Source organism: Sphingomonas sp. CCH5-D11 (genome assembly GCF_001557395.1).
Lineage (GTDB): Bacteria > Pseudomonadota > Alphaproteobacteria > Sphingomonadales > Sphingomonadaceae > Sphingomonas.
Window position 1 is genome coordinate 1 of record NZ_LSKH01000330.1, and the last position, 3,809, is coordinate 3,809.

Below are 3,809 nucleotides of genomic sequence, written 5' to 3' on the forward strand. Positions count from 1 at the left end.
GCTATGGCAATTACAACGCCTGGACGGTGTCTGGCGCAGCAACCGGCGGCCTGATCGGCGATACCGTGGCCGGCCGCATCTTCGCGCTGAAGCGTGAGCGTGACGGCTTCTGGAACGTGCGCACCGGCGCTGGCCCGCGCACCAGCACGGAGGCCGACAATGAGAACAACTGGACGATCCGCGCCCAGCTGCTGATCCGCCCGACCGACACGATCGATGTGCGACTGATCGGGGACTGGTCGGAACGCGACGAGGATTGCTGCGTCAACGCGCCTAGCATCACCGGGCCCACCGGGGCGTTCGTCGATGCGCTGGCATCAGATGCCGGCACCCTGCGCAACGGGGATCCGTTCGATCGCGATACCTATGCCAATCGCCCGACCGACTTCCGCATTCGCGACCGCGGCGTTTCGGCGCAGGTCGATTGGGAGCTGAGCGACAGCTTCAATCTGACCTCGATCACCGCCTATCGCTTCTATCGTTCGAACAGCGGCGTCGACGTGGATTATTCGTCGGCCGACCTGTGGTATCGCGAGTCCGAAGGCAATTCGAACCAGTTCAAGGTCTTCTCGCAGGAAGCGCGGCTTTCCTATAGCAGCGACTGGCTGAACTCGATCCTTGGTGTCTTCTATGCCGACGAGCGACTGATCAGCCGCCAGAACACCTTCTTCGGTTCGGACTATGAGCGCTATTTCGGCCTGCTGCTGTCGAGCGGTGCCAACGCGAACACCGTGTCCGCGCTGACCGGGCTACCGGTAGGCACCAACGTCGTCGCCAACACGGGCCAACGGGATTATCACCGTCATCGTGCCAGCTCGTTCGCGGTGTTCACCGACAATACGTTCACCCTGGCCGAAGGTCTCGATCTGACGCTGGGCATCCGCTACACCGATGAGGTCAAGCGCGCGACGTCGCACTACACCAATACCTCGCCGGGGAATGCCTGCGCGGCCGCGATCGCCCGTCGCCTGCCGGCCGCCGCGCTCGCCGCGATCTGTTCGCCGACCGCGGATGTCGCCTTCAACGATGCGACCATCTCGCAGCGGCGGCCGGAGAATCGCTGGGCCGGATCGGCGAAGCTGCAATATCGCATCTCGCCCGAAGTGATGGCCTATGGCGCCTATGCCAACGGCTTCAAGTCGGGCGGCTTCAACCTTGATCGTGCGCGACTCTCGCCCGGCGTGCTCAATCCCGACACGTCCTTTGCGACGGAAAAGGTCGAAAGCTACGAGCTCGGCACGAAAACGACCCTGTTCAACCGGCGTCTGCTGGCGAACCTTGCGGGCTTCTACCAGACCTACAAGGATTTCCAGCTCAACACCTATACCGGTGTCAGCTTCGTGGTGACGTCGATTCCCAAGGTGACGTCAAAGGGCGTGGATCTCGACCTGCTGTTCAACACGGGCATTCAGGGCCTTACGCTGAACGCCGGCGCCACTTACGCCGATACGAAGTTTGGTGACTTCCCTGCGCCGCTGCCGAACCTCACCCGCCTGTCGGGCAATCGCCTGCCTTATGCGGCCAAGTGGAACGTCACTGGCGGCTTCACCTCGAAGCAGCCGATCACGGCTGATCTGAACCTGCTCGCCTCGGCCTCGCTGAAATGGTCGTCGCGCTACAACACCGGATCCAATCTCGATCCATTGAAGGTCCAGGAGCCGTTCGCCGTACTGAACACGCGCGTCGGCATCGAGCCGGAGAATGAGGCATGGTCGCTTGAAGTCTGGGCGCAGAACCTGACGAACTCGGAATATTATCAGGTGATTGTGGATCAGCCGCTGCAGAGCGGCACCTATGGCGCCTTCCTCGGCCAGCCGCGCCTTTATGGCGTCACGGGGCGCGTTCGCTTCTGATCCGTCCGGCCGCTGCGCGGCCGGTGGCACAACGGCGGGATGATCGGGCTGGGGAGCCCCGATCGCCCGCCGTTATTGCATGAGCCATTCCCCGATTCGGCCTTGCCCTAGCGGCAATCATCCAACACTCATCTTTGCAAAGGCCGCACAGCCGGCGCAGCGAGAGGATGAGGATATGGATGGGCAGCCTGCTGTCAGCGTGAACGATCGCCCGTGGCCCGCGGTTGACCTGCCCGAAGCCTATCGTGTCCTGACCGCGCCCGGCGCACCGTTCGAAACGCGTGAGGAGGTGATCCGCGGCGTTCCCTTGCGCACCTATGTCAACGCCATGAACGACCTTCGCCAGGTGTTCGATCTGGCGCGAAGCTGGGGATCGCGCGAGTTCATCATCTACGAGGGCGAGCGCCAGACCTATGGCGAGCATTTCCGCGCGGCGGGTCAGCTTGGCCGGGTGCTTCACGAACGCTTCGGCGTGCGCAAGGGTGACCGGCTGGTGGTGGCCATGCGCAACCTGCCCGAATGGTCGATCGCTTTCTGGGCGGGCATGTCGATCGGCGCCGTGGTGACGCCGCTGAACGCCTGGGGGCTTGGAGACGAACTGGCCTATGGCATCGAGAATTCCGGTGCGCGCGTGGCGATCGTCGATGGCGAGCGGCTGGAGCGGCTGGCGCCCTATGTCGATGGTCTGGCGCTCGACGGCCTCATCTCGGTGCGCACCGCTGACGCCCATGGGACCAGGGCGGTCCCGCTGGATGCGCTGATCGGCCCGCGCGATCGCTATGCCGATCTGCCCGACGATCCGATGCCCGATCCCGGGCTCCATACCGATGATCCCGCGACCATCCTCTACACCAGCGGTACGACCGGCCGGCCCAAGGGCGCCCTCGGCACGCACCGCAATGTGCTAACCAACGTCATTTCGATCACCTTCGGCGCTGCTCGCGCGACCATCCGGCGCGGCGATCCCCTGCCGGTGCCGGATCCGGACGCGCCGCAGCGGGTGAACCTGCTGCCGGTACCCCTGTTTCACGTGACCGGCACCAATTCGATGCTGATCCCGACGGTGATCGCGGGCGCCAAGCTGATCCTGATGCACAAGTGGAATCCGGAACGATTCCTGGAACTGGTCGAGAGCGAGCGGGTCAACTCGACCACCGGCGTGCCCGCCATGGTGTGGCAGGTGCTGGAACCGCCCGATTTCGCGCGGCGCGATCTCTCCAGCCTCGACAGCTATGGCTATGGCGGGGCGGCGATCGCACCCGAACTGACGCTGAAATTCGCCGAGCTGTTTCCGTGGTTCAAGCCGAGCCAGGGCTATGGCGCGACGGAAACCTCCTCCGTGTCGATCGCCAACAGCGCGGAGGATTATCTGCGTCATCCCGACAGCGTCGGCATGCCGGTGCCGGTATGCGACGTGAAGGTCGTGGACGAGGACGGCAACGAGCGGCCGCGCGGGCAGGCGGGCGAATTGTGGATACGCGGGCCCAATATCGTCGCCGGCTATTGGGATAATCCCGACGCAACGGGCCAGAGCTTCACCGACGGCTGGTATCATACCGGCGACATCTGCCGCATCGACGAGGAGGGCTTCGTCTATCTGCTCGACCGCGCGAAGGACATGCTGATCCGCGGCGGCGAGAACGTCTACTGCGTGGAGATCGAGGACATCCTTGTCGCCCATCCCGATGTGATGGACGCTGCCGTGGTCGGCCTGCCGCACCGCATCCTGGGCGAGGAAGTGGGCGCCCTGGTGCAGTTGCGGCCCGGGGCTGCCGTTAGCGAGGCGGAGCTGATCGCCCATGCCGCACGCCATCTCGCGCCGTTCAAGGTGCCGGTGCGGATCGCGGTGCGCAGCAAAGAGTTTCCCCGCAATGCCAGCGGCAAGACGCTGAAGCCCGTATTGAGGGAGGAACTGATCGCCATGCACCGCAATGTGATCGGCGGGGAGGCCGGCCA

At 64.3% G+C, this 3,809-nt stretch carries 2 protein-coding genes; both read left to right on the forward strand.

Going from position 1 to position 3,809, the window contains the following annotated elements; genetic code table 11:
- On the forward strand, positions 1-1,853 hold a 1,853-nt coding region (locus tag AX702_RS20390), incomplete at its 5' end, for a TonB-dependent receptor (protein WP_066782208.1).
- 175 nt (positions 1,854-2,028) lie between these two features.
- Positions 2,029-3,809: class I adenylate-forming enzyme family protein (locus tag AX702_RS20395; protein ID WP_082746400.1), on the forward strand; the 1,781-nt coding region annotated here is incomplete at its 3' end.